At 48.0% G+C, this 3,479-nt stretch carries 4 protein-coding genes; all 4 read left to right on the top strand.

The annotated features are described in order from the left end of the window. A partial coding sequence (locus H6F93_RS00800; protein ID WP_190678317.1) for a trypsin-like serine peptidase occupies window positions 1-359 on the top strand: 359 nt, incomplete at its 5' end. 19 nt (window positions 360-378) lie between these two features. Further along, entirely contained in the window at window positions 379-795 is a 417-nt protein-coding gene (locus H6F93_RS00795; RefSeq protein WP_190678315.1) for a hypothetical protein, read from the top strand. A 3-nt stretch (window positions 796-798) separates the two neighbouring features. Continuing rightward, complete coding sequence (locus H6F93_RS34945) at window positions 799-2,244, top strand: VMAP-C domain-containing protein (protein WP_190678313.1); 1,446 nt, start codon at window positions 799-801, stop codon at window positions 2,242-2,244. Between the two features lie 16 nt (window positions 2,245-2,260). Then, window positions 2,261-3,391: an AAA family ATPase gene (locus tag H6F93_RS00785; protein WP_190678312.1), complete on the top strand. Its 1,131-nt coding sequence runs from the start codon at window positions 2,261-2,263 to the stop codon at window positions 3,389-3,391. The last annotated feature ends 88 nt before the right edge of the window (window positions 3,392-3,479 follow it).

Raw genomic sequence — 3,479 nt, 5'->3', positions numbered from 1 at the left:
ATGAGCTTGATTACGCTTTGCTGCGTCTCAATCCTGATGAAGATTTAGCAACGGAGCCTGTTTCATACAATGCCTCATCGCAGCTTGAACCGAGAGCGCCCCTCAACATTTTGCAACATCCGGAAGGGGACGCAATGAAAGTGTCTCTTAGTAATAACGGCGTAGTGAAAACCCGTGAGGCAAGAGGGTTAGTGCTGTATGTCAATCCTACCAAGCGCGGATCGAGTGGTGCGCCATGCTTTGATAATGATTGGAAGCTTGTAGCGTTACATCACAAGGAGATGGCGACTAGCTTTGGCAGCGTGCGTGAGGGAATCCTGTTTAGTGCAATCTACTCGCAAATTTCGTCAGTTTTGTAGTCGAGGAGGATACGTAGAAGTGGGGCTTCGTATTGTTTCTGAACAGTTTCAGTCAGGTGCTGAACCCAATGTTCCCCCAGACGATTATCCAGATCGCTTGAGAAAATATATTCCGACTGAGGCGGTCGGGTTCTGGCTGGCAGTCAGTGGCATGATTCAGAGTGCTGGTGATGATGTCCCCAGAATAGGACTGCTGTGGCTCTTTTTCGTTATCGGGTTAATTTTCACGTTCGGGTGGACGCGGCGAAGAACGAACGAACCTGGTAAGCCAACGGCATGGACTCAGATTTGGATTTCCTGTGGAGCCTTTCTTGTTTGGGTCGTTGCAACGGGTGGACCCTTTGCCGAGTTGGCGTTTTATAAACCACTGTATGGGTCGCTCTTGCTAGTAACCTATACGACTGCTGTTGCCTTTGTGATTCCTCTAGAAAAATAAGCTGTGGCGATCAATTGGGATAGAAGCAAACTCAAAACATTTCGGTTGGCATTGCAGGATGTTTACCGAGAGTATGAGGATCTTGAAATATTTCTTGCAGAAGAACTTGATGTGAATATTGCAAATATCTCTGAAAAGACTACCCTAGACAGGGTGACTTTTCAAGTGCTTCAGAAATGTGATAGAGATCAAGTTCTAGAAGCCTTCGTGCGTGCTCGACCGACTCATCCTGTTATTGCCCAATTACAGCAACAGCCGTTGGTAAGCCGAAGCCCTTACCTGCAAGAAGAAGATTGGGTAAGTTTATTCGTTAATTTCACCTCTTATGACTCTCCCTATGTACAAATCGCGTTTCGTTATGCGTTTAAGGCTGTATACAATCAAAGTTTTGAAGAAATCCGACCTGACCGCCCTTCTTTGAATGATCCTGTTCTCGTTCAAGAACTATTAGCAGTCTATGACAGCCCAACTCTTACAGTTCGGTTTGTAGAATCTGTCATTGCAGAGTTACAGCGCTCCAGTGAAGGCAAAGACCGGGATCTAAGTGCACTGGAACAATGGCGCGATCGCATCTCACAGCAATACAATGTCTCTCTCAAACCTGCTGAACCCATCAAAACAACGGCTTGTCATGCGTACTTGTTGGTTGCCCTTGAGGAGATCGGCGGCGATGTGAATGTTTATCCTGAATTACACATCACAGGCGTAGAAAAACCTGTTCGGTTTGGGGCAAGACCCACAACTTGTGGCATTGATCAAGTTGCGGATCAAATATTGCAGTGGATCAGTCAGGCAGAAGAAACTCCAGAGATCCTTCAGTGTGAGGAGGAGGAAGTGATCTTAGAGTTGTTTTTGCCACGCAAGCAGTTAGAGGAAGATATTGCAGACACCTGGAATGTAAAGGATAAGTGGGGAAATACGGTTGAGTTGGGAACACACCGCAGGTTTTTGGTGCGATCGTCGGAGCGCATCCGCGAGCCCAAAATTCAAAAGGCTCTCAAACGCAAGTGGCAACTACTTGAAGCCTGTATCGCAGCAAAGAATGCCTGCGATAAATTTCATGTACAAACAAAATGGCCGGAGAAAAAGGGAGATTTGCTTGCTCTCCTCAAGGATTCAGATGCACCGGGGCTCAAGTTGATAGCTAAATTACCAACCGACTCTGTCAAACGGAGAGAATTGCTTGAAGACATCATTGATGCGGCCGTCCCTATTGCTATATGGGCATCTGAGGTTACAGAGATAGATGCCAATACGCTCAAAACTGAATTCGACACCCTGCTGAAGCAGTGCGATCTGACTAACTTTGCTGACCTTGCCAGACAATGGCGAAAGCGACGAATAGAGTCTGTGTCGGCTAAACATATTAGACTTTTGTGTGATCGACCCGATCGCCTGCCCAAGCTGCCTGATCCTAACCAAGAAGAAGACCTGCTCGTTGCCTCCTAGCCCCTTCCTTACTGCCATGTCTTGGAAATACTTTAACGGAAATTGCAATGAAGATCAGCCTGAGGGGCTGACCAAGTTACCTGAGCGTCCCCCTTGGCGGCAGTTTCTTTCAAGAGATGAGGTAGATGAGACTAAGGATAAGCAGTACTGGAAACAACTGAGGGACCTCGCTAGAAAAGATTTCCGATCGATTCAGCGAGGCAAGAGCTTTCGAGTGCAGCTTGACAAGAGTGGATATTCAGAAATTGTGGATGCGGTGAATGCTGCCATTCATCTGCGACGACCGCTGTTGGTGACGGGAGCACCAGGGGCAGGTAAAACTTCCCTAGCTTACGCGATCGCCCATGAACTGCAATTGGGTCCAGTGCTGACTTGGCCGATCACAGCACGGGCAAATTTGGTAGATGCGGAGTACCGCTACGACGCGATCGCCCGTTTACAAGATGCCCAGCTTGACAAAACCCGTAGCGGTGATGACGGTGACAATGAAACAACATCCAAAGAAAAGCCAGAGTCTAAAGAAGAAGGCGATCTGGGGGACTACATTCGGCTTGAACCTGTAGGCACTGCCTTTTTGCCCTCTCTGTTCCCACGGGTGTTGCTTATCGACGAGATTGACAAGAGCGATTTGAACCTGCCCAACGATCTGCTGAACTTATTTGAAGAAGGGGAATTTGAGATTCCGGAGTTGGTGCGTCGTAAACGTCGTCGGGGAGATGTGGTTGACCCTAATGCTACCGTTACGGTGCGGACTGCCGATAAGGATATAGAAGTCACCATTATCAATGGGCGGGTGAAATGCTGTGAGTTCCCCATTGTCATCATGACTAGCAATGGGGAACGAGATTTTCCCCCAGCGTTCTACCGTCGATGTCTACGGGTAAGGATGCCAAATCCCACAGTAGAATCGTTGTTGCCTATTGTGCGATCGCACTTCGACAATGCAGATCAAAGCGGTTGGACGAAGACCGAAGCGCATCTGACAGACCTCATTGGTCAGTTTTTAGACAAGGGCAACAAGGCAGACCGGGCAACCGACCAGCTATTGAACACGATTTACTTGATGACTCGTGACGAAAGCCCTAATCAAGCAGAAATGAAACGGCTGCAGGATTTGTTGTTTCGACGTTTAAGTGAGGCTGACTGATGACCAATGAGGAAGCAGCAGGGGCATCACCAGATCTCGTCGGTAAGTTAATCAAACTGCTGGCTGAGGAGCAAAAGAACTTTACCAG

This window comes from Leptolyngbya sp. FACHB-671 (assembly GCF_014695745.1).
In the GTDB taxonomy this organism is placed as follows: Bacteria; Cyanobacteriota; Cyanobacteriia; order Elainellales; family Elainellaceae; genus JAAUTN01.
The sequence above is the reverse complement of the archived record's forward strand: the minus strand, read 5'-3'. Positions and strand labels throughout refer to the sequence as shown.